The following is a 24,993-nucleotide window of genomic DNA, read 5'->3' as shown; positions in this document are numbered from 1 at the left end:
TGGGCTGCTTTAGTGGTGGCGCACAAAAACCTGCAAGGGCGGTGGCGCGCGGAAGGGCAAAAAGGACAGGGCGAGCCGTGAGGGTACGAGCGGCGTGGACTTTTTGCCCTGGGGATATTTCGGCTTCGCTCAATGCAGGTTTTTCAGCTTAATGGATGGAACTCGTTCACGGCTTCGTGCAGGCTTTCAAGATTGTTCTGCTTGTAGCTTTCCGTTGAACTGATGTATTTATGGCCAGCTAAATATTGAACCTTTCTCATATTAAATTGTTTCAGCCAGTTTACGATTACCGATGCCCGCAGATGGTTGATATTTCCTGCTTTTTGGTTTATGGCTTTCAACCGTTTTACGATACCTCTTTGCACCAAGTCATTAAAGTGGTTTTGCGGTATCAACAGTTCATCGCTGTGGATTTGATTGTACTTCGCTATTTCTGGTCTGATTTCATTGATGTATTCCAATAAATTCATTACCTGCCAAGGTTTAAGTTCCATTTCCCTGGCGTTGTTCCGTCTGGTACTCGGCACATAGATTTTGCCTTTGTAGAGCTGTAAATGTTCCAACAAAAGACTTTTTAGATTGGTCGTGTTCAAGCCTTGATAGACGATTAATCCTGTGATGATTTTGTTACGTTTGGCACTTAACCTTGCCTTGTAGTTGCTGTATTTATTAAAACTGTCGGTTTCAAAACTGTAATATAAATCCTCTAATTCGTCAGCATCCAAAAGGTTGTGCATTACTCGTTTTACCGTTCCCTTTACCGATACTTCTTCGATTGGGTTTTCCGCTCTTTTGTTGGCTTCAATCAAGTAATCAAAATAGTTTCTCAACGTTACGATATGGTTGTTTATCGTCTGTACCTGTATTCTCTTTTGCTGTAAATATTTCACGTATTTCAAACAGGTCTTGTAATCGATTTCAGTTGCCTTGATACCATATTTTTTTGACCAAGCTGTAAATTCTTTAAACCTTTTTAGATAATGCTCGATAGTGGTCTTGCTGTAATTGTTCTGCTCTAAATATTTCTCATAGTTCATAACTAATCGTCTTTTAAGATATGCGTGTAAATCTGTGTGCTTTCGAGTGATGCGTGTCCTAAAAACTGTTGTATATCTTCTATCTTCATTCCCGCCCTTAAAAAGTGCGTAGCGATTGAGTGGCGCAACATATGAGGCGTAATATTCCTGTATTTCAGTTCTTCACTATTACTGGCTTTGATAATCATTTTTAAATCGTTTTCTATGGTGCAACCGCTTATTTTGGTGCTTCGTCTGCTCACAAAAACATAGTCGCTTTCCGATGCTTGTTTAAAGTCCAACCGTGCATCAAAAACGTAATCTTCGAGCATTCGCAGATTGTAATGGTTGATGGGTACAAAACGCTCTTTGTAGTTCTTCCCCTTTCTAATAAATACACGTTCCTTATCCCAAAGAATATCGTTTAGCATCAGGTTAATCACTTCATTTCTTCGCATTCCCAAGCTGTACAAACACACCAATAATGCTTTTTGTCTTGCTCTAAATCTCGGTAGTTCGTGGCTGTATTTGGTAGCTTTAAAAAGTTGTTTTACTTCTTCTGTGGTGCAGTATTTCAGTTTTTCATCTTCTACCTTTTCTCTTTTGATATGCATTTTAAAAGGCTTCTTGTGATGCTTGGACAGATAATCCCTGAACTTGTGCAATGCCTGTTGATGGTGGTTAAGGGAACTTGCCGATAACGCTCCGCTTCTTGACTTGTTCGGTCGTTGTTTTAGATAGTTGTAGTATTGTTTTACGATGTCCTTGTTGATGATGTTTATTTCGGTGTGCCCGTGGCACTCCAGCCAGTAAAAGAACTCGCATAAATGGTTTGGATAGTTTTTCCGCATTCCCTCACTAAATCCCAATACGTCCAACCAGTCTTTAAAAGACAGTAATAAGGCTTTGTAACTTGGGTTTTTTAGTGCTGATTTCTTCATTTTTATTTTAGGTCGGTTGCATTTTTGGGAAGACGAGGCGAGTTGTAGTTAATTAACTGATTGTCTTTGTTTTAATCTCGCCATTTTATTGGTGGCGACTTGGTGGCGATATGGCGAGTTAGGATGCTACTTTGATATTGTCGATACAGTTTCGTAATGCTTTATCTATCTGCTTTTTAAGGTTTTCGTATTCGCCCATTTCCACGATTTCATAAGCATAGCTTTTGGTTTTTGCCTTTACTCTTTGGATGTAATTTTCTTCCAGTAATTGAGTATTGTAACGTCTTAAAGTAGTTTCCTTTACTCGTAATCTTCTACGGATTTCAGCGTTTGTAAATGTGGTTTGATTATTCTTGATTAAATAGTCTTTCAAGTTCTCTAAATGATTTCTGCAAGCTCCTGTTAACGTGTCGCTTTTGCGTAGCAAAACATCAATAATCAGTTCGTTGGCTTCTTCTATATCTTCAATGGTGGTTTCTATATATTCTTCTCCTGTGTCTTTATCGTACTGGGTTGAACGTCGGTATTGCTTGTAAAATGTAATCGCTTCAATAAATTGTAGATAATGTGAGTTGGTTCGTCTTGGTTTAAATACAGACTGTGGAAGCTCTAAAAATTCTGCAAAAGGATTTATCACTTTTATAGGTTTTAGAACTCTCTGAACATTTTTAAGTAATTCCCTCGCTTTGTGTTCTTCATCTTCGTTTACTTTTCCTGCGCTAATCAATCTTTGGTACTGCATTATTTTCTTGTCCTGTTCCTCACTTTCATCGATATAGAGTAAAAAGCTTCTATTGCTATTGTCCTCGTAAATGCTTTCCTGTGTAGTTGCTCCTGCGATGCAAACTGGACCTTCGACCGTTAGATGTATGGTTTTGGTTTCGCCTTTAGCATTTTTATGAACGACTGTTTTTGTGATGCGCTTTTTACTGGCGATTTCACGAAGTGGATAGAGTACGCTCATTGCACCATCCATATCCTCGATGATGATGATTTTATGGCAGAGTTCTTTTTGTGCAAAGTAGTAGAGTGCATTTGCTGATAGGTTGGTTACTTCAATAACATCTTCTTCTGGCATTAATAATGCTATCGAAGATTGTAAGTGTGTTTTTCCTGCTCCGGAACTGCCCAAGCTGATGCAATGCAAAGGGTTGTTTGTCTTTCTGCTTGTGAAGATTAGATACATTGTAAGCCTGTTATTTTCCTCGCCAATAACTCCACTTTGGCCAATGAGCTTATTGGTCTTTTTTAACAGGTCTTTGGACTTTAAAAAGGTTTCAGCTTCTTTGATTTCCGTTGCTGATAGCTCTTTGTAAAATGGTTGGTTGGCAATGGTTTCTTTTTCCACTAACAAAAATCTGTAGTTCTCCAGTTCCTTTGTAAGTTCCTGCAATGTCCTGCGTACTACGCTCGTTCCAATTTCTAACCGTTCAGCTATTTTTCTTACTAACTTTTCTATTTGATTGTCGTTGTATAAATCGATGCTTTGCCTAACTACGTTGTATTGCTCTGGCTTTTGTATGCTCAATGTTACCCGCAGACTGTCCAACTTGTTCAGCTTTATACCACCCAATACGTGGATTTCTAAATGATTGGTGACGTATTCGTAGTTGTTTGGATTGGAATTGTTGAGTGCCATTTTCAAAAAAGTTTAAAAATTTTCATTCTCGGATTTGTCCCAAAAGTAACAATTACAAGAAAACAACACAAGACACTTTATGGATTTGTTTATTTTATCTTACCTATATTTGTCTAATATTCACTTTTTATAGGTGTTTTTAATAAGTATTTCTCGATTATGACTATAGCAGAACGTATACGATTGTACAGACAGCAAAAGAACTTTTCCCAAGCAGAGCTTGCAGAGATTTCAGGCGTGAACAACAAAAGCCTTTCCCGTTATGAACTGGGTACGAGCATTCCGCCAGCCGATGTCTTAAAGGCTCTCGCTGATGCGTTGGGTATTTCCGCAGATGCTTTGTTGAGCGATGATTTTATAGCTATAAAGGACAAGGAGCTTTTAAAGCGTTTCCAGGCTATTCAGGATATGGACAAAGAGGATAAGGCAATGGTCTTAAAATTCCTCGACCTTGCCATCAGGGATGCCAATGCTAAAAAAGCTTACGCATAAAAAAACCACCTCGCTAAAGGTGGTTCGGTAATCTAAAATAGTAAATCTAACTATGATTTTCAGCTAAACAAGATTCTTTATAGTCTAAAATACCTATTTCAGTTTCTTTGTTTAGTATATCTTTCACAATGTTATAATCCACATCCAAAGGTATGTCTACAGTATAGTACGGTTGTTCTTTCATACCTTCCCATTTACACCCTACTTCTTCTAATTTCTGAAGTAACCACTTAGATTTACTATCATCAAAAAAGATTATTTGTACCGTAGAATGTCCTGAAGATTTTATCAAATCATCAAAATACAAGACTCCTTCATCATTTTCAACCGCAATTATATCTTTATTAGATAAATTAGGTGCGTAAAATGGAATATTATCAATTTGGTATAGTCCATTCTCTAAAGGTTTAGCCCATACAGTTTCTTCTGCGATATTATCTTCTAAATCCTTATATACTAATGTTACTTTTGATTTCACGTCTTTAATTATTGCTCTTTTTAATATTACAATCTCTACATAGCACCTGACCATTATCAGGCGTCCCACTACCTCCTTTGGATTTCGGGTCTATATGGTCTACTTGTCGTTCTTTTTTAGAAGGTGTTACACCTTTCTTTGACTGCGTTGCAGGAAGTGTATTTGTTCCACAATTCTCACATATAACTTTACCATTATTTTTGGCTTTATTTACATCAATAACAGCTTCTTTTCCAGCCTTTGTGAAGTTTTTACCTTCCCTACCTACTTTACTCAATTTAGCAGCTCTCTTTTCCGCTTTAACAGCATCTACTGCTTTATTAATAGTTTTTAAGTGTTTAGGTATTTTGCCCACTTTTCCAACATCTCCTAAATAAGGCACTACACCTAAACCACTTAATATCGCACTGCCATAATTTCCATTCTTCGCTTCAATACTGGCCGCTGCTACATCTGCAACTCCCGAGGGATCAACAATACCTACAATATCTAATCCTGCTACTAAAATATCCTCTCCATCAAAAGAGTAGTTACCGCCTAAATCTCCTACAATTCCACCTGCATTAACATCAACATCAATTAAATCAGTAACAATAGTTAAACTAGATCCATTTTCTCCTCTAATTATAATATCTTCAGGAAGCATTCCATCAGGGTCAATGTACCTAATAGGGTTATCAAAAGCATAATTATAAGGCGAATGACGTCTCATTAAATCTGCCGCAGGATCAACAACGTGCCAACGTCCTAAAGCTGGGTCATATCTCCTTGCTTGGTAATCATACCAACCTAAGCCTAATTCCTCTTCAAGTTCTTTACCATTATATTTATAAGGATGTTCTGTGCCATTTACCACATTATTGTAACCTTTGTGCTGTAAGCCAAAAGGATAATAATTATGTTCCTCAACAATAGAAGCATTCGGGCTCGATACTGATCCACTGTTATCATAAGACACTCTAATATTCCCTAAATGATCCTTGTACTGGTAGACATATTTATAACTGCCATTTTCTTTAGAAACATAGCCTTCCGGGTGAAAATAAAAGTCAAAGCTGCCCCCACGGTACATAAAATTGCCCGCATACAAGGTCTCGGTTATACTGCCATTATCGTTCACCCGTTTCTTTAATTTTACCCCATTGGCATCATAAAAATACTCAATTTTCTGAGAACTGCTCCCATTAAAGATAATACTTGTGGGCAGGTTCAGGTGATTGTAAGTAATGCTGGTAATATCCTTATTGGCATCGGTTTTCAAATTGCCATTCAGATCATACGTATATTCCGTAGTGGCCGTAGAATGATCCAAAAATCCGTAATTATCATTACCGCTGTTCTCTTCGATACGTTGCAGCTTGTTCGAGGTGCCCTGGTACTTATAGATCAAATTATCCATGCTCCCAAAATGGTTGTTGTTTGACAGGCTGGGACTGGCCACGATAGCGCCCCTACGGAACAAATGGGTGATATTCCCATTGAGATCATAGGTCGTTGGAATGGAAGAGGATCCCAGGTTAAACTTATCGCCATTATCACCACTGCCGGTCCCCCCATAGGCTTTGGTAATCCTGTTGAGGGCATCATAGTAGTACTTATAGCTCTTTTGGGCATTGTCGGTGTTCTTGGTACGCCAGCGTACCTCGCTGATATTCCCATTGTAAAGATCGGTACTGTTCCCGTCATGGTAATACAGGGACATATTGAATAGCTTGCTGGTACTGCCAATATTATTGATACCTTTCAACCAGCCCCGTACATTATAGGCATAGTCCACTTCTTGAAGGGCGGTATAGCCTTTACGGTTGCCCACTTCCTTGCTTTTCAATTGCCCCAATTCATCATAGGTATTTGCAGCAATCCGTTCTTCATTGCCGCCATTGACCTTTTGGGTATGTAAGGTCATCCTTCCCAGATCGTCGTATTGATAGAAATCTTCTACCGTAATGGTAATGGCTCCCGTACCGGTCTTGACGTGGGTGGTTTTTGTCTTTTCCACTTCCCCGGTAAAGGCATCCAGCAAATGCTCAGTAGTTTGGGTAGTGCCCAGGTATGGGTTCTGTTCTTTGGTATAGATTAGGCGCCCTTTGGCATCGTAGCCATTGATCACCTCGATCCAGTGATTGGTATTCAGTACACGGGTGAGGCTCCCGGTGGCCAGTCCCTGGACTTTACTACCCCCCTGAACTATCGTTTGTCCCTGGCTGCTTGAGGGTAAACTCAAAGAAGGGTTATAATCGTAATTGTCGTAATAGTTTACCGTATACAATTCATTGATACCACTGGGTTTGGCCTGGTTGCTATAATAGATCGTTTTTCCGCCTACATTAGTAGCTCCCTGGCGTTTTTCATAATGATAGGCAGCCCCAGAAAAGATCCCTTCCATGGAAGATCGCTCCCCATCGTTATCTATTTTACCAGTATAAACTATACGCCCAAAGGCATCATATTTAGTAAACAACCATTCATCCTTTTCTTTTCCAGAGTTCTCTGAGCGCATATCCGAGGCCTGACTCATGGCTAACTGGTCAAGGTTATTATAGACCATATATTCAACGTCCTTACCGGGAAGCCGTTTTTCAATAAGGCGGTTGCGCTTATCATAGCGGTACTGATAACAAAGCCCGGCGAGTTCCCCGGAAGAAGGCTGGTTAACTGTTGCCTCTGATTTTGGAGGAAGTACATAGGATAAATTCCCATAATCATCATAAATATAATAAGTGTCATGAACAGCCTCTGACTCCCCAGAGTCCGTGGCATCACCATCCATGTTCTTATCCGCAGGGCCATAGGTACGCCTAAGCACCACCCGTCCCTGTTTGTCCTTAAACTCCTCGGTAGTATGCAAATTCCCACTGCTCCAGTTCTCATCTTTAACCACGGTCTTATATAGTGCGCCTGCTGAGTAATAGCCAGGAGTCGATAAACTGGGTACATAACTACTACTCAATGTTACCCTATATAAACGTACCTCATTTGTTTCATTACTAGCATAATCTGTACGTACCGTATTTCCTGAACCAATTTTCCAATCATCTCCAGGAGCACCTTGTTCGATGATCCTATTAAGCGGAGAAGGCTCATATACCTTTTCGCTATATGGATTTGCATCTGAATAAGATGTTGATGCCGAAAAATCTGGAGCAAAATTCGTTTTATAATATTGTTTTGTTTCTGACCTCACATCACCTCGATAGGCACCTGATTCGCCTGCATCTTCAATATAAGGCAGATAGTCTTTATCTTGACGGCCACTAGCATCATAGCCAATATGGCTAATAATGTCATTATAACCTGCTCCTCCTTGCTTTATTCCTATTTGTTGCATAGGACGACCAAGTCCATCAAAATAGGTAATCGATTCTGTTGCTTTAGAAGGGGTTAACTGACTTTGATCCAATGACGTAGTATGTGCTTGGCGATAAGTTCTCGTATACACATAATTTTCATCACTAAAATCAACAGCTCCGCCACCACTGGTAGCACTTGCAAACACTATATTATCGATCGCAATATCACTTCGATAATTAGATCCGGTAAGTCCATTAAAACGGATATATCTTGTGTTCCCTCCATAGGAGGACAAATCAATAATAGCTTCACGCCATGCATTACCTTGATCACCTGACTTTGACCATAATAAAGCCCAACTTGTTCCATTTGAACTAATTTCAACAGTTAAACTTCCCATATCAGCTCCATACATGTGATAATTGAACCGCATTTCATAACCTTGCGGAATCGTATAAAAAGGACTACTTATGATCCCTCTTTTACTTGTATTACTTGTTGCTTCAAGATATAAATAATAACTCCCTGATATCGCGCTAGCAGGCCCTGTATTTGATGAGGGCGTGCTTCCAGAAAGGCGCGTCCAATCTATATCATCATTAGTAGCTTGTTGCCAATCCCCTAGATTGTTCTCAAAGTCCTCATTACTCAAAGCTGAAGGAACACCTTCATCTATTAAACCATCACAATCATTATCTTTACCATCTGCTATTTCTGTAGCTCCTGGGTGGATTGATGAATCATTGTCATTACAATCGGAAGCATTGGCAACATAACCCGCTGGTTTGGTTTCACTCATTACCTGATCATTTGGATCTCCGTATCCATCATTATCCCTATCCCGATTCCAGGGATAAGTCGTTCCTCCACCCCCACCTCCCGGAGGTGGTTGTACAGCCTGCGCTGATTGTATTTGTATAACAGCTTCAGATGCTGAGACAGAATCTTTCTCGACTACCTGACCAAAACTCTGATTAACAAACATATAAACAAGTAGGGATATCCCCCATAAAAGTATTTTAGTTTTCATTATCTTAAAAGATTTTGGAATTATTCCCCTTTATAATGGTAATTGTATTCTTCTATAATATTTCCTTCATCATCCTTAATCATTTTTAAACGACCATTGGAATCATAAAAAAAACTTATCTCTAAGCCAGCTGGATCTATTAAACTCACTATTCCAACAGATGGATCGTAGTCATAGGTAGTGATCATCGATTCTTTAAAGGAAGTATTATTTCGAAGATTATTAATCGCTGAAAGATCTGTCTCATCTACATCAGTTAACGTACCTAAGATATTTTGAAGAATTGTTTTTGAAGTATTTTCAATCTTTGCTATTGGGAATTGACGATCATATCCCCATAAATATAACACATGGGCTCCCCCTTCCTTAGCCACTTCCATAAGATTCCCATAGTTATCATATTCATGATAAGTTAATAGGTTTTGTAACGCATTAGAAGAACTATTATAAGTTCCTTTTAAAACTTGGACGCTCTTTGGTAAAAATTGGCCTGAATTATTTAGAAAGAGGTAGCGTTCAACTTCATTGGATAAAATAGAACTTCCTAACTTCACCTGTTTTTGTTTCTGTATTGGCCCACTAACCACATTATTAAGAACCATGTTATCAATCACGGCTTTGTCTTGAGAACTCAGGGTATTAAAACCCAACGAAGTAGTGCTAGTTATATCTTTTGGATACCATATTTGCTGAGATGTAATTTTGGAATCATCGCTCTGATAGGTTGTAATCTTAGTTGGTAAATCATGATTAATTCCGTTATATTCATACTCTACCGTACTTATAACATCCCCCGCTCCAAAATATGACTTTTCTATTTTTCCTACCAGATTTCTCTTTTCGCTTAGCACATAATAATGATTCATCTCATAATCCTTTGTACCTTCAGCCATCGTAGTTAAATTATTATCTCCAGCAGGGCAAACAAAAGCAGGGCTTTTATTTCTACCGAGGTAGGCATCTATTTGCTCAACTCTGGTAGTATCATAGTTATAGATCGTTTCCTTAAGCTTTTCAAAAGTTCCATTATTGGATTTGAAGCTAATTTCTTTTATTAATTCTCCTTTGTACGGAGATACGTTGGACAATGGACCATTTGGAATCACCTCTGTTTGAAAAGTAGTTTTTGAACCATCATACGAGGCTAAAAATGTTTTTTCAATACCTCCATTTTGAAAATTATCCCCTCCATAGCTAATGGTTACCTGATCATAGAATCCAATATTATTATTAAAGTAATAAAAATGGTTCCAGTTTCCAGATGTTATTGTGAACTCTTCATAGTAATCACCACATGCCAGTCTTTTTTCTTGAATTTCATATAAATTCACAGAACCAAATAATGGAAATATCTCCTGATCATAATGTGCCATATCATTATAATAGAATCTTTTAACTATAGGAATTGAAGATGCCCCAGCTACATCTGTGAGTTTTTTCACTCTAATACCAGAATTACTAGTAACAGATTGAGTAATATTGTCTGAAATATAGCTTCCACTTACATTAGCTTCAACATCATCTAATAATACAGGAGAAAGATCTAAAGATATTTTATAGGTGTTTTCTGCATTCATATTAACATTATAATTAAAAGATCCTGCGGCTACATTTTCATTTAATATATAAGAAGAAGTAGTCTCATTATAGACTTTTAAAAAGACCCTATCATGAACTGCATCAGAGCCATCAATGATATTCACCTCTCCATTAAGTTCAAGTGTTGACCCCATTTGCGGAGAAATACTATGTTCATTATATTCGCTTCCAGTAGTGGAAACTGAAATATTAAACCCGTCATAAACATAGGCAGATTCACTCGTGATTACACTATTAGGTTCGTATTCAATTTCAGTATATCCTCCAGTGGGATATTCCACTTTTTCCAAAATACCGTTTTTGGTATACGTGAAATTTCCAGAGCGCTCTGCTTCCGTATAAGAAATAGAATATAAATTCCCTACATAATCTGGGTATAAACTTTGGTTGTTATATTCCCCATTATTAAAACCTAAGAGGTCTTGTGCAAATGAAAAACGTGGTGGCAATTCTGTTGGAGCGTTATAATAAAATCGGTGAGTCTTACTTTCACTACCCGTATTATCTTCTACCCTATTCAAGAATATTCTCTTTTTATAAATACTATTATTTAAATAGGGGTTTGTTGAACTTTTTGTACTTGTAATAAGATCGTAATAAAAATTATAGTCCTTTATTATAACCGAACCATTTTTATATTGAATGCCTGATAATTTAACCGATGTATTTTCAATATCCCCTCTTGACGTAGTGTTAAAAACAATCGTTTTCGAATTTCGATTATTCGAAATTGAACTTATTTTTTTTGAGGATACAGAACTATAAAGCTCGCAATTATTTTCTACAGTAGTAGGAGCGGTACAATCTTGGGACCCTCCCGTATAATAATAAGGAGCTGTATATGTTTGATTAAAACCGGATGCATAGAACATACTCTGTGTATTATAGCTAAAAGTTATTTCATCTCCACTCAATGCGGTAATTTTTGAAAGGTACCAAGCACTTGTAACCGTAGGCTCTAAATTACCGGTTGTACAGCTATTTTGAGGTTGAGTAGTTTCTTTAACATCAAAAACATACTCGGTACCATCAGCAGTGATAAACTTAAAATCACCTCCATTAAGTAACTCAACTTTTAAACTTCGATCCTGTTTTAATAAGATTGGATTACTTTGCTCGTCTAAAATGAATGAGCCAGAAATACCATTAAATTTGAAATTATAAATATCTGGCTCAAAATCAATTGCATCTGCATCATCTACAACGCTTCGAAGAAAATATAAATAATTCAATCTTGAGGAAGTATACCATGATTGGGTGGTATCAAGTGATTGAAAATTTTTTGAATTTGCAATTTCATCTGCAACTCCACGTACCGATCGAGTTATTATCCCCCCAGCATTAAGGTTCCATCCCATACCTACCCATGAAGCTATTTGATCTACTTTAACTCCTGTAGTAGCATAGGACAAACTTATAGGAAGATTTAAAGAGCCTGCTGAATATTCTATAAGAGGAATAGTAATGTTCGCTACGCCGGTAGACTCATCTAATGGAATATCACCGTATTTGGTAAATTCATAGGCTGTAGGAGAGGGTGGGGCAATTTCAGGTAGGGCACCTATAGAATTTTCTTCTTGTGCCCTAAGTGCAAAACAGTAAAAAATTACTATTAGAAAGGCTAAGGTTTTTTTGATAATACTCATTGAAAGAAACTTTAACAATTATAAATAAACTAGTTAAAATTAAATATTAATTTATTGACTACATCACATCAAAACCTTACTAATAGTAATGTTTTGATGTGATATTATGTTAAAATTTAAATATAATCATACTAAACAAATTTAAACTTTAATAATATCATTTATGACTTAATAAGCATTACATAAAATAATGCTCCTAATCGAAATTAAAATGACAATCGGGTGACCAACTTATAGTCACCTTAAATACCTTTTATGAGTACTAATTAATTTTAAAAAATGGGGGGTTTATATTCATGACATAATGTAGAATTTTAACGTTAAAATCTACCTTGTAGTAATCCACCGTAACTATATCTACGTATATTTCACAAAACCAATTGGCATAATAACTGATAATCAAATAATAAAATAACAATATATCCTATGAAAAAGAACTTTTTACTAGTATTATTCTTAGCAAGCTTATTTTCTTTCAATGCATGCTCTGAAGATAATGATCCTCCAAAAGAGGTTGATCCCGCACCCGAAGAAGAAAAAGAACTAACCGAAGAAGAACGAATTGACTTTGAGGTTAAAAGCTTCATATATCGAGGGCTTAATGACATTTATCTCTATAAGGCCGATGTACCAGAACTGGCTGATGACTATTTCGACGATGACGAGGCACAAAAGAAATTCCTAAACGATTTTAGTTCCCCTGAGTCACTTTTTAATTCTCTACTTTCCAATCAAGATGAATTTAGTTATTTGGTGGACGACTATGAGGAGCTTGAAAATCAATTCGATGGCATTAGCGGTGCTACCGGTATTCAGTTTGGCTTAGGTTTATTGAAAGGTAGCAATAACATCTTTGGTTATATACAATATATCTTACCAGGAACTTCTGCTGCAGAAGCCGGGCTTTCCCGAGGTGATATATTTACTGAAGTTGATGGAGAACAGTTAACACTATCTAATTTCAATGAACTACTAACACAAGATTCTTTTACTATTAATATTGGTTATGTTGAAAATAATGCGATCTACTTAACTGATGAGACCGCAACACTTACCGATGATTACTACACCATGAACCCTGTTTTTATCACCAAAGTCTTTGAAATTGAGGGTAGAAAAATAGGCTACCTTATGTACAATAGCTTTATAGCTAATTTTGATGAAGAACTAAACGCCGCATTTGGTGAATTTAAAAGTGAAAATGTAACCGATCTGGTTTTAGATTTAAGATATAATGGTGGAGGGTCGGTAAATACAGCTACAGATTTAGCCAGTATGATAACAGGACAATTTGAAGGTCAGGTTTTTGCCAAAGAACAATGGAATAAAGACTACCAGGAATATTACGAAACCTATACTCCAGATTTTCTTATAAACGAATTTGATTCAGAATTAAGTGATGGACAAAGCATAAATAGTTTAAACCTCAACGAAATTTATATTTTATCTACCCAGGCCACAGCTTCGGCAAGTGAATTAATTATTAACGGCTTAACACCCTATATAAATGTTGTTCATATTGGAAAGACTACTACCGGTAAATTTCAGGCATCAATAACACTATATGATAGCCCAACTTTTAACGACAAAAATAGGAATGAAGATCATACTTATGCCATGCAGCCTCTTGTTTTGAAAATGGCCAATAAAGATGGATATACAGATTTTAAAGATGGACTTATACCAGATATAATAATAACTGAAGACCTTGAAAATATGGGAGTTTTAGGTGATCCCGAGGAGCCTTATCTGGCAAGAGCTATCGACGAAATTTTAAATAGAAATCAAATGCAATCCAGGATGAAGAATAAAGACCATTTAAAATTCGAAAAAATTGGAGAAAGTGATATGTTTAAGCCTACTTACCAAAAAATGTACATTGATAAAACACCTATGATAAAGGAATAGGATTATTTATTTGATCCTTATTTAAAGCGGCCGTACCTAGAAAGACGGTCGCTTTTTTATGTCTTAGAAAAAAAGAATTTTTCTATGCTCTCAAGAAAAACAGGTCTTACAATCATCAAATATTAATATTCCACTAAGTATATTTTATCTATAATTCAAAATCTCAATTCTTCGGCACACTTGTTGTGATTTGAGCTAACATCCCCACTACCCTAATAATCAGCACGTCTGATAAGTTCAAGTTGTAACTTTTTTTATTAACATAAATTCTTTTATTATGAAACCGAAGAAAAACCCGAAGGCAGATCTTAGGAAAAAAAACGTTCTATTTTTACAAATTGGACTTATCGTCGTCTTACTATTATCTTATTTTATGATCAATTTAAAAACGTATGATCACCAGCAGGCTACAACAGAACCATGGGATGATTTTACTATTCCTGAAGAGGAGGCGATACCCATAACAAAAGTAAAAGAGGAATTACCACCAGCAAAACCTAAAGATCCTCCGGTAATTGAACTTATCGACGATGAATCTCCCGATCCCGAAGACAATATTGAACCAACGGAAACCAGCCTGGATGATATTGTTGATGTAGATGATATTATTGAAGTACCTGACGATGAACCGGTTGACCCTGTACCATTTGAATTTATTGAGGATGTCCCCTTATTTCCCGGTTGCGAAAGTTTAAAGGACAATGAAGAGCGAAAAGCATGTATGAGTGAGAAAATCTCTCGTTTTATCAGTAAAAAATTCAACACCGGCATAGGCGAAGATTTAGGCCTAAGCGGTATAAACCGTGTTATGGTAATGTTTGAAATAGATAAAAACGGAGAAGTTAAAAATGTACAGGCAAGAGGACCTCATAAACTTCTTGAAGAAGAAGGTAAAAGAGTAATACAACTTTTACCTAAAATGGAACCTGGAAAACAGCGAGGCAAGCCCGTACCTGTTCGCTATACCATTCCTATAAACTTTAAAGTACAAAACTAAAAAAGAAAGTATTGATAAATTATACGCTTTTAGGGCCGCGAATTTTTTCCGGCCTTTTGCTTTTTATTCCATCAAAAGAAACTAAATTTTAACTTCATCAATTCAAATAAAAATCGTAATTTAAAGGTGCATATAATTGATACCATGAGACTCTCAGATTCGAAATATGTCGATCAGGTAATCGAGATTATCGATTATGATTTTGGAATTTTCTATTTCCTAGAAGATATTGTGGTTTCTGAAATACACGAAGGAATTACTTTTGACTGGGAATGCGCAGAAAAAGTAATTATCGATGCAAAAAGAATTTTGGGTGAGGACTGCCGTCCTCATTATATCTCCAACCGCATAAACAAGTATTATACCGTCTCCCAAGATTGGTTAAAATTCTTTAATAATCTTTATTTTTTAAAAAGTTTTTCAGTCATCACACCCCATCCTTCAGGCATGATGAACCTTATCTTCGAACGCATGTTTTACCGACGTAAAATTTATCAGGTGAGCTCACTTCATGAAGCTTTTCAGCGTATAAGAGAACTTCAAGAGGAGAAAATATCTTAACTCCCCCATTTACATCTATAACGTTATATGTTAAAATGAATTTAAACAAACGTTTGATTTAAACATTTGTTTAAATTTGTTACCGAATTTTTGTAATTCAGCTTATGGATTTAAATGAAAAACAAATACATATTCTAAAAGTTTCAGAAGAATTATTTTCTAAAAATGGTTTTGATGGAACTTCAGTTAGAATGATCGCTAAAAAAGCCGGTATTAATATTGCCATGATCTCTTATTACTTCGGAAGTAAAGAAAAGCTATTGGAAACTTTGGTCTCTTACCGGATTTCGAGCTTTAGAATTGAAATAGACAAGGTAATACAGCAAGGAGGCACCTTCATGGAAAAGATTGATGCCTTAATTGAAGTGATCATTAAACGTATCCATAATGGCCGAAGGATCCAAAAGCTGATCCATTTTGAATTTTCCAGAGAAAACCCTAAAATCGATTTCTCCAATTATCTTCGAGAAAAGCAGGAAAATTTAGACACATTCAAAAAACTAATTGAAGCAGGGCAAAAAGAAGGTGTTTTTAGTAAAAATGTAAATATAGAGCTTATTATCCCTACCATTTTAGGCAGCTATTTTAACCTGTACTACAACAAAAAGATATATTCTAAAGCTCATGGACTTTTCCAGGAAGAGAATTTCGATGAATTTGTAACTACTACGCTAACACAACATATTCAAAAAACCATTAAAGCACTTTTAACGTATGACGAGTAAATCCCTAGTCTTAGTGTGTTGTTTACTTTTTGGTTTTCAAAGTTTTTCTCAAGAGAACAAAACTTTAAGCCTTGAAGAAGCAGTAAGCATTGCCCTTAACAACAGTGATGATGCCAAACTTGCAGAAACAACCGTTAAAACAGCTTCAGAAGAACTGAAGGTTACCAAAAACAATCAATATCCAGAGGTTTCCCTTTCTGGACAATATCAATATCTCACTAGTCCCGATGTAAACCTGAAACTTGCAGTAGGAAATTCAAATCCTACTGAAGGAGAAGCTAAGGAGGTTGGCACACCAGATATTAACCAGATCATGATAGGCCAGGCTAGCGTTTCTGTGCCCATATTCTCGGGGTTTAAATTAAAAAACGCGATAGATGCCAGTCTAAATAATTTTGAAGCGACAAGTCTTGAAGCGACAAGTACCAAAGAACGTATCGCATTGCAAACCATAAGTACTTATCTTAATCTTTATAAAGCGCAACAAATAGTAGCGGTTGTAAAAGAAAATCTTAAAAGCGCACAACAGCGTGTAAAAGATTTTAGTGCGATGGAAGAAAATGGACTATTAGCCAGAAATGATCTTTTAAAAGCGAAGCTTCAGGAAGCTAATATTAAGCTTACACTAAAGGAAGCTCAGAAAAATGTAAGTATTTTAAACTTTAAATTGGCGACATTTTTAAAAATGCCAGATGATTTCACTTTTAATTTACCTGTAGAAACCATTGGTATGACACCTGCTATAGAAAATATCACAATAAAACGTGCAGATCTAGAAGCCTTGGATTATAGGCAAAAGGCCTCAGAAAACAATATCAAAATGGCACAATCTGCCTATTATCCTTCGATCGCATTACTTGGCGGATATGCCGCTTTAGATATTCAAAATGCGTTAACCGTGACCAATGCCATGAATATAGGTGTTGGGGTAAGCTATGATATTTCGAAAATTTTTAAAGCAAAGAATGATGTAAAGCTTGCGCAGCATAAAGCTGAAGAACTTGAATATACTATCGCTAAAGCCAAAGATGATGTAAAAATTCAGGTTAAAAATGCCGAAGAAGAGTATCAACTGGCTTTAACCCAATTTGAAGTTTACTCACAATCACAGGAACAAGCCGAAGAGAACTACCGCATTGTTAAAGACAAATATGACAATGGACTTGTAGACACCAATGATCTTTTAGAAGCCGATGTAGATCAACTTCAGTCTAAAATAAATAAAACCAACGCCCAGGCCGATATTAGCTTAAAATACTATCAATTATTACAAGCCGAAGGTCTTTTAACAAACAAATTCAATTTCAAAAACAATTAATCTTTTTACTAAGATGAAAGAAAAGAAAAAAAGCAACAAGAAGTTTGTCTTCATAATAGGTGCATTAGTACTGATTGGAATCGTATACGGAGGCTATAAATTTATACATTCCCTTTCTCACGAAGAAACCGATGATGCCCAAATTGAAGCCAATATGAACCCTATTATTCCCCATGTTAGCGGTTATATTGAAAAAGTTTATGTAAGTGATAATGAAAAAGTAGAAAAAGGCGATACGCTTTTAGTGATCGATAATCGTGACTATAACGTACAGCTACAACAGGCCAAAGCTAATTTAGTAGCGGCAGAAAGCCAGCTTAACGTTGCAAAAGTAAGTATAGGATCCTATAAGGCCAATGCTGCCGCGTCTACCTCTCAATACAAATCTGCCGGAGGAAACATCAAATCTGCCGAAATCAAACTATGGAGAGCTCAACAAGACTTTGAGCGTTATAAAAATCTTTTTGCTAATCATTCTATTACAGAGCAACAGTACGAACAGGCACTGGCGGCAAAGCAAGAAGCAGAACAACAATTAGAAATCCTGAAGAACCAGGAAAAAGCTTCGGCCAGCCAGCGTAATGCAGCCATTTCACAAACAGAAATTTCAGAAAATCAGGTTAGCGTAGCTCAGGCCAATGTAGAAAGTGCAAAAGCCGCTTTAGATGCTGCTTTGCTAAATATGGATTACACCATAATTACCGCGCCTATAGATGGGCAATTATCTAGTGTATCTATTCAGCCAGGACAGTTTATTCAACCGGGCCAGTCACTATTTTACCTGGTGAATACCAGTGACAAATGGATCACTGCTAATTTTAAAGAAACCCAGCTTGAAAAAATGCGAATTGGCCAAAAAGTTGGAATCGAGGTTGATGCTTATCCAGATTATGAGTTTGAAGGTAAAATTACGGCCTTTTCTCCAGCAACCGGAGCAAAGTTTTCACTTCTTCCTCCAGATAATGCCACAGGGAACTTTGTAAAAACAATACAAAGATTACCTGTTAAAATTGAATTTTCAGATAAAAATGATAAAGAAAAATTAGAGCGTCTACGCTCTGGAATGAACGTTCTGGTAGACGTGCATTTAAAATAAATTATGGCAGTAGATAAAGCTCAAATACAAGACGAGGACAGTCTGGTTGAATATGGTTTTAGGAGAGTAATTATTACAATTACTGCCGTTTTATGTGCACTTCTGGAAATTATTGATACCACGATAGTGAATGTTGCGCTAAATGATATGCGCGGTAGTCTTGGGGCCACGTTAACAGATATAGCATGGGTAATTACAGCTTATGCTATTGCTAATGTTATTATTATCCCAATGACCAGTTGGCTTTCTAAACAGTTTGGTCGCCGAAATTATTTTGCTGCTTCGATTATCATCTTTACCGTTTCTTCTTTTCTCTGCGGAAATGCCACCAACATCTGGGAGCTGGTTGCCTTTAGGTTTATCCAGGGAATGGGTGGCGGTGCCCTTTTGGTAACAGCCCAAACAATCATTACTGAAAGTTATCCGGCAGCAAAACGTGGTATGGCTCAGGCTATTTACGGGATGGGTGTTATCGTTGGCCCCACGTTAGGACCACCACTGGGCGGTTATTTAGTAGATAATTTCTCGTGGCCGTATATTTTTTATATTAATATTCCACTTGGGATTATTGCGACTTTCCTTACGATCCTTTTTGTAAAAAGTCCTAAATATGGTGATAAACTTAAAGCCAACCAAGTCGACTGGTGGGGTATCATATTGCTGGCCACTTTTATAGGATCTTTACAGTTTGTTTTAGAACATGGCCAGCAAGACGATTGGTTTGAAGATGGGACTATTGTCACCTTATCGATAATGGCTGTTTTTGGACTGATATTATTTATTTGGCGAGAACTTAATTATAAATATCCCGTCGTAAATCTCAGAGTGCTAAAAGACACAAACTTAAGTATTGGTACCATACTCACATTTATACTTGGCTTTGGTCTTTTTGGTTCTACTTTTATTATTCCCATTTACACACAGTCTATCTTAGGTTGGACGGCTACAGATGCCGGGCTTTTACTAATTCCAAGTTCGATTACCACTGGTTTAATGATGCCTATTATCGGTAAACTGTTAGAACGCGGTGTACCACAAAAATTGCTGGCAGCCGCCGGATTTGGAATATTCTTTTTATACAGTTTATGGATGTATTTATTGATGACGCCAGATACAGGATCTGAGCATATGTTTTGGCCACTGGTCGTACGTGGTGTGGGATTAGGATTGCTATTTGTTCCTATTACTACGCTTTCACTCTCTACGCTAAAAGGTAAAGATATTGGTGATGGTGCAGCTTTTACAGGAATGATGCGACAACTAGGAGGATCTTTTGGGATTGCGATCATAACCACTTTTGTTTCACGTTTTACCCAGCAACACAGGGTAGATTTAATACCAAACATAAGCCAGATCGATTTCCAGGTACAGCAAAGAATACAAGCATTGCAACAAAGCTTTATTCAAAAAGGATTTAGTATTAACGAATCTTTGGATAAAGCTTACACCCTCATAAATGCAAATATTATGCGACAGGCTACTGTACTTTCTTATATGGATATTTTTCTTTATCTGGGAATTTTATTTCTAATATGCGTTCCTTTTGTTTTGTTAATTAAAAAAGGATCAGGTAAAGTAGATACCAGTTCTGTTCATTAAAATTGCTACCCCAAATGCCACTAGTGGCATATTTAAAGCCGTCGGAAGCCCCAATTTTCCGATGGCTTTTTATTATCCCTTTCCAATCAACTATCAAAACCAACCGTTTAACGACACTAATTCCTAATTAAACGAATCTTATTTTATTTTCACTAATATTATATGAATTTTGTTCCCATAAGACACTAAAATTACAATGAAAAATAAGCTAACAATCCTTTTTATAGAGGACGATATGATCGAAGTGATGAAATTGAATAGAACAATTTCGTCCTTATCCCTACCTCACCATATCATTGAAGCTAAAAATGGTGAAGAAGCCCTTACGATCTTAAATAAGAAAGATCGCCTTCCAGACATTATATTTTTAGATTTAAATATGCCAAAAATGAATGGTATCGAATTTCTTAAAATATTAAAGTCTGATGATATTTTAAAATACATCCCTACGATTATCCTAACCACTTCCAGTAACCGAAGAGATCTATTAGAGTGTTACAAAATTGGTATTGCCGGATACATGATTAAACCTTTAAAGTACGAAGATTATGTATCTAAATTAAGTAGTGCCTTAGATTATTGGAGTCAGAATGAATTAATTAAAGGATAATATATCATGAAAGGTATCGTATTTACAGAATTTCTCGATATGGTCGAGAAAAAGTTTGGTATTGAGGTAGTAGACCATATTATTACAGAATCTAAACTTCAATCTGAAGGTGTTTATACTTCTGTAGGTACTTACGACTTTGTCGAAATGCAAAGTCTTTTAATAAATCTTAGTAAAAAAGTAACGATCCCGTTAGACGATCTTATTTACCACTACGGACTCTATTTTTTTAATACGCTCATAAAAATCCATCCTGGGATCTTTGCATTGTATAAAGATCCCATAGAATTACTTTCTTCTATAGAAAATCATATTCATGTTCAGGTAAGAAAATTATATCCAGGCGCAGAGCTTCCAACTTTTAAAATTGAAAAAAAGACCGAAGATGAACTGGAAATTTTGTATTTTTCAGAAAGAGCAATGTACATGTTCGCCAAAGCCCTAATGGAAAAAACGTTTGAACACTACGACCAGAATTCCCAAATACGATTAGAAAAAATTGAAAATAATGGGACTAAGGTCAGATTCCTGATATCTAAAAAACATGGAGCCTACCAAAAAAATTGAAATTTTAGAAAGAGCACTTGAGAGAGAAAAAAAGGCAAGAAAACTAGCTGAAAAAATTTTAGAAGAGAAATCAACAGAATTGTTTGATCTCTCTGAGGCACTGCGCCAGTCTAACAATCGTCTTAAAGAACTTCTTAACGAAAAAACCTCACAATTAGAAGGTGTTTTTGTAAATATCATAGATGCATATATCATTATGGACATTCAGGGGAATGTCTTAAAAATGAATCATGCGGCTAAAACCATGCTGGGTTACGACAATGAAAAAGAGGTCGTAAACTTACTAAAATTAGTCCATGCAGATGATGTAGATTATACCGCAGCAGCTTTTAAACAGCTATACCATACTGGTAGTTATAACGATTATAGAGCACGTATCATCACTAAAGATGGCATAGAAAAGATCGTACAAATTAATGCGAGTATTATCTATGACCGTGAAGGAAAACCTATAGCTGCCCAAGGTGTCGCCAGAGATATCACTGAAGAAATAGAGATTAAAAAACAGCTAGAATCCCAAAAAAAACAGCTAGATTTAATTTTTGACAACTCCCCCATTGGCATTTCACTTACCCGAACCAATTTTAAAGGACTCCTTAAGGTAAACAAAGCTTTGGTGAATATGTTTGGATATTCTTTTGAAGAATTCAATAGCCTTAGCATTAAAGATATCACCCATCCAGAAGATGAAGATAGTAGTGAAAAATTAAGGGAAATGATCGAAGGTAAAATGGACTCTTACATCGTCAACAAACGCTATATTAAAAAAAGCGGGGAAACCTTATGGGCCAAAACAAGAGTTGCTGCCATTAGAGATGAAAACAATAAAATACTCTATCAGGTAGCTACCGTTGAGGATATTACCAAAGAAAAAATAGCCAAAGAAAAAATTGAAGAGTCCGAGAATAGACTTTCAACCTTAATTGTTAACCTACAAACGGGGATTTTACTAGAAGATGAAAATCGTAAAATCCTACTCACAAATAACAAATTCTGTAATCTATTTGGTATCCAGGCCACACCAGAAGTATTAAAAGGCGCCGATTGTTCTAATGCTGCAGAAGAGAATAAAAAATACTTTAAAAATCCAGAACAATTTGTAAAAAGAATTAATGAGTTATTACAAAAAAAAGAAATTATTATTGGTGAAGAATTAGAACTCGTTAACGGAAGTATTTATGAACGCAGTTACATTCCTATTTATCATGAAGGCCGATACAAAGGCCATCTTTGGAGCTATGATGATGTAACTATCCAAAAAAATTACAAAGAAAGCCTTAAGGCCCAAAAAGAAAAATATAGTAGTATAATCGCCAATATGAACTTAGGCCTTTTAGAGGTAGATCTTAACGATAAAATCCTTATGGCCAATCAAAGTTTTACTGAAATGAGTGGTTATACCGAAGAAGAACTCATTGGAAAAACCGCCTCTGATGTTTTTTTAATTCCTGAATCTAAAGCAGACTTTAATAAAAACGATAAAGTTCGAAGAAAGGGAATGTCTAACTCCTACGAGGTACGTATAAAAACCAAAAACAACAAACTGAAATACTGGTTGGTGAGCGGAGCACCCAATTATGACGTAAATGGCAAGATGATTGGCTCTATCGGAATTCATCTGGATATTACCGAGATGAAACAGCTAGAAGCTCAAAAAGAACAGTTACTAAAAAACCTGGAGCGACAAAACGAGCATCTTAATGAATATGCCCATATTGTTTCTCACGATCTAAAATCACCCTTACGAAATATCTCTGCACTTTTAACCTGGACAAAAGAAGACTTTAGGGAAAAGCTTGGCGAAGAAAGTATGATGAACCTGGATCTTATGCAGGGAAAAGTAGAAAAGATGGATCATCTTATCGAAAATATCCTAAGATATTCCAGCATTGAAGATGGCAATATTCAAAATCAGGAATTAGACCTTCAGGAACTGGTATCAGATATTATAGAATTGATTTATGTCCCAGAGCATATTACAATAAATATTCTTACAAAATTACCGGTAATCTATGGTGATCGCACAAGAATTCAGCAGGTATTCCAAAACCTTTTAAGTAATGCGGTAAACTATATTGATAAAGAAAAAGGATTTGTAGAAATCGACTATACAGAAAATACAACACATTACACCTTCAGCATTAAAGATAACGGTATAGGCATAGAAAAAGAACATCACCAGCGTATTTTCAAGATTTTTAATGCACTGGGAACTCACGAAAAGTCTACAGGTGTAGGCTTAAGTATCGTAAAAAAAGTAATCGATTTATATGAAGGAGAGATTTGGTTAGATAGTGAGGTTGGCAAGGGAACCGTATTTTTCTTCAGCTTAAAAAAACAATCATGAAAGTAATTCAGGCCCTAAAAACAAAAGGTTCTGCCTGGCAATACAAAGGTGGACATAAAGAACAACTAAACAATCCTTTGGTTTTAATTTTCGCCGAAAGAAAATTGCTACAGGACCCTGAAGTTTTAGAGGACATAAGAGAAGAATTCCCCTATAGACATCTTGTTTTTGGCAGTTCGGCGGGAGAAATTATAACTGAAAAGGTAACCGAAAACTCAATTGCAGTAACTCTAATTGAATTCGAAAAATCTACTTTTGAAATTAAGACGGCCAACATCCTGGAATATAATAAAAATGGAGAAGCCCTTGGTTTTGGATTGGCCAGCCACTTTAAAAAAGAAAATCTAAAACATTTTTTTATAATTTCTGAAGGAAGTTATGTGAATGGTAGTGATTTAATTAAAGGGATTGAAAAATACACCAAGCAAAAAATTAGCTTAACAGGTGGGCTTTGTGGTGATGGCGCCAGGTTTGAAACTACTTTAGCCTCTTATAACGAAAACCCTAAAAAAGGGGAAATTGTAATGATTGGCCTGTATGGCGAAAGTCTAGACATTAGCTATGCCAGTTTTGGTGGTTGGATACCTTTTGGGCCAGAACGAATAATCACAAAATCAAAAGGGAATGTGTTGATGGAATTAGATGATCTACCTGCTTTAGACCTTTATTCGAAATATCTGGGAAATAAAGCCAATCAGCTTCCACAAGCCGCACTATTTTATCCTTTAAATATTAAAGAGGAAGGTAAAGAACAAAGTTTGGTACGTACCATTTTGAATATCGACATCGAAAATAAATCGATGATTTTAGCCGGCGATGTTCCTGAAGGTTCTAGCGCTCAGTTAATGATGGCAACGGTAGATGGCATTACCGAAGGAGCTGCCACCGCTGCCGCAATGGCCCTTAAAAAACATTCCAGACCGCCACAACTTGCTTTACTGGTAAGCTGTATTGGCCGTAAACTGGTGATGGACCAACGCGTAGAAGAAGAAATTGAAGAAGTTTCTGAAACTTTAGGAGAACAAGCTGCTATAGCCGGTTTTTACTCCTACGGAGAAATAGCGCCATTTTTTACGAGTACCGAATGTAACCTGCACAATCAAACCATGACACTAACCCTAATTAGCGAATAG

General features: G+C 36.4%; 18 protein-coding genes. 12 read left to right on the top strand and 6 right to left on the bottom strand.

The annotated features are described in order from the left end of the window. Positions 1-143 precede the first annotated feature (143 nt). The 3 genes from L1967_RS17830 to L1967_RS17820 form a co-directional block, all read right to left on the bottom strand. On the bottom strand, positions 144-1,037 hold the full coding sequence (locus L1967_RS17830) for a tyrosine-type recombinase/integrase (RefSeq protein ID WP_249602859.1): 894 nt from the start codon (positions 1,035-1,037) through the stop codon (positions 144-146). 2 nt (positions 1,038-1,039) lie between these two features. Beyond that, a complete protein-coding gene (locus L1967_RS17825; protein WP_249602858.1) occupies positions 1,040-1,957 on the bottom strand; it encodes a tyrosine-type recombinase/integrase in 918 nt (305 codons plus the stop codon). 118 nt (positions 1,958-2,075) lie between these two features. Further along, the gene (locus L1967_RS17820) at positions 2,076-3,596 is read right to left on the bottom strand and encodes a hypothetical protein (RefSeq protein WP_249602857.1); all 1,521 of its coding nucleotides are present in this window, start codon (positions 3,594-3,596) and stop codon (positions 2,076-2,078) included. A gap of 159 nt (positions 3,597-3,755) precedes the next feature. Here L1967_RS17820 and L1967_RS17815 point away from each other — a divergent pair, with 159 nt between their 5' ends. After that, on the top strand, positions 3,756-4,088 hold the full coding sequence (locus L1967_RS17815; protein ID WP_249602856.1) for a helix-turn-helix domain-containing protein: 333 nt from the start codon (positions 3,756-3,758) through the stop codon (positions 4,086-4,088). Between the two features lie 46 nt (positions 4,089-4,134). Here L1967_RS17815 and L1967_RS17810 read toward each other — a convergent pair whose 3' ends face one another. Genes L1967_RS17810 through L1967_RS17800 form a run of 3 tightly spaced genes read right to left on the bottom strand, consistent with a single transcriptional unit; the run spans position 4,135 to position 12,132 of the window. Further along, positions 4,135-4,566: a DUF4265 domain-containing protein gene (locus L1967_RS17810; RefSeq protein WP_249602855.1), complete on the bottom strand. Its 432-nt coding sequence runs from the start codon at positions 4,564-4,566 to the stop codon at positions 4,135-4,137. A gap of 4 nt (positions 4,567-4,570) precedes the next feature. Next, on the bottom strand, positions 4,571-8,887 hold the full coding sequence (locus L1967_RS17805; RefSeq protein ID WP_249602854.1) for a DUF6443 domain-containing protein: 4,317 nt from the start codon (positions 8,885-8,887) through the stop codon (positions 4,571-4,573). A gap of 20 nt (positions 8,888-8,907) precedes the next feature. Beyond that, the gene (locus tag L1967_RS17800; RefSeq protein WP_249602853.1) at positions 8,908-12,132 is read right to left on the bottom strand and encodes a hypothetical protein; all 3,225 of its coding nucleotides are present in this window, start codon (positions 12,130-12,132) and stop codon (positions 8,908-8,910) included. Positions 12,133-12,558: 426 nt separating this feature from the next. Here L1967_RS17800 and L1967_RS17795 point away from each other — a divergent pair, with 426 nt between their 5' ends. From L1967_RS17795 to L1967_RS17745, 11 genes are all read left to right on the top strand, one after another. Further along, complete coding sequence (locus tag L1967_RS17795) at positions 12,559-14,040, top strand: S41 family peptidase (protein ID WP_249602852.1); 1,482 nt, start codon at positions 12,559-12,561, stop codon at positions 14,038-14,040. A gap of 277 nt (positions 14,041-14,317) precedes the next feature. After that, positions 14,318-15,037: an energy transducer TonB gene (locus L1967_RS17790; RefSeq protein WP_249602851.1), complete on the top strand. Its 720-nt coding sequence runs from the start codon at positions 14,318-14,320 to the stop codon at positions 15,035-15,037. Positions 15,038-15,181: 144 nt separating this feature from the next. Beyond that, positions 15,182-15,598: a hypothetical protein gene (locus L1967_RS17785; protein ID WP_249602850.1), complete on the top strand. Its 417-nt coding sequence runs from the start codon at positions 15,182-15,184 to the stop codon at positions 15,596-15,598. A 104-nt stretch (positions 15,599-15,702) separates the two neighbouring features. After that, positions 15,703-16,323: a TetR family transcriptional regulator gene (locus L1967_RS17780; protein ID WP_249602849.1), complete on the top strand. Its 621-nt coding sequence runs from the start codon at positions 15,703-15,705 to the stop codon at positions 16,321-16,323. Then, the gene (locus L1967_RS17775) at positions 16,313-17,641 is read left to right on the top strand and encodes a TolC family protein (protein WP_249602848.1); all 1,329 of its coding nucleotides are present in this window, start codon (positions 16,313-16,315) and stop codon (positions 17,639-17,641) included. The genes L1967_RS17780 and L1967_RS17775 overlap by 11 nt, the downstream gene beginning before the upstream one ends. 13 nt (positions 17,642-17,654) lie before the next feature. Then, positions 17,655-18,737, top strand: coding sequence for an HlyD family secretion protein (locus L1967_RS17770; protein WP_249602847.1), 1,083 nt, complete (start codon positions 17,655-17,657; stop codon positions 18,735-18,737). Positions 18,738-18,740: 3 nt separating this feature from the next. Further along, complete coding sequence (locus tag L1967_RS17765; protein WP_249602846.1) at positions 18,741-20,336, top strand: MDR family MFS transporter; 1,596 nt, start codon at positions 18,741-18,743, stop codon at positions 20,334-20,336. A 196-nt stretch (positions 20,337-20,532) separates the two neighbouring features. Next, positions 20,533-20,946, top strand: a complete 414-nt coding sequence (locus L1967_RS17760; RefSeq protein WP_249602845.1) for a response regulator — start codon at positions 20,533-20,535, stop codon at positions 20,944-20,946. Positions 20,947-20,952: 6 nt separating this feature from the next. Next, entirely contained in the window at positions 20,953-21,513 is a 561-nt protein-coding gene (locus tag L1967_RS17755) for a heme NO-binding domain-containing protein (protein ID WP_249602844.1), read from the top strand. Further along, complete coding sequence (locus tag L1967_RS17750; RefSeq protein WP_249602843.1) at positions 21,491-23,860, top strand: PAS domain S-box protein; 2,370 nt, start codon at positions 21,491-21,493, stop codon at positions 23,858-23,860. Before L1967_RS17755 ends, L1967_RS17750 begins: the two co-directional genes overlap by 23 nt. Next, a complete protein-coding gene (locus tag L1967_RS17745; RefSeq protein WP_249602842.1) occupies positions 23,857-24,993 on the top strand; it encodes an FIST signal transduction protein in 1,137 nt (378 codons plus the stop codon). The genes L1967_RS17750 and L1967_RS17745 overlap by 4 nt, the downstream gene beginning before the upstream one ends.

This window comes from Zunongwangia pacifica (assembly GCF_023499215.1).
In the GTDB taxonomy this organism is placed as follows: Bacteria; Bacteroidota; Bacteroidia; order Flavobacteriales; family Flavobacteriaceae; genus Zunongwangia; species Zunongwangia pacifica.
The sequence above is the reverse complement of the archived record's forward strand: the minus strand, read 5'-3'. Positions and strand labels throughout refer to the sequence as shown.